The sequence below is a fragment of the Bacillus cereus group sp. BfR-BA-01355 genome, from assembly GCF_022663675.1.
GTDB classification, from domain to species: domain Bacteria; phylum Bacillota; class Bacilli; order Bacillales; family Bacillaceae_G; genus Bacillus_A; species Bacillus_A thuringiensis_S.
The window spans coordinates 1-208 of record NZ_JAKUFY010000533.1; the positions used below are offsets into that span (position 1 = coordinate 1).

The following is a 208-nucleotide window of genomic DNA, read 5'->3' on the forward strand; positions in this document are numbered from 1 at the left end:
AACTCCTATATTACTATTCATAACACCCTTTGGTTTTCCTGTTGTTCCTGATGTATAAATCAAATACAGTAAATCATTTGGTTGATTGATTTTCTCGGGATTTTTTGTTTCCCCTATGAATACACTATTATGAGTAAGGTCAATAACTGGTATTTCTGTCTCAACTTCTGCTTTATATGTTAGAATGGCCTTCGGCATACAATCCGTA

General features: G+C 33.7%; 1 protein-coding gene. It reads right to left on the reverse strand.

What is annotated here, in order from left to right; genetic code table 11:
- On the reverse strand, positions 1-208 hold a 208-nt coding region (locus MR167_RS32805), incomplete at both ends, for an AMP-binding protein (protein ID WP_242316340.1).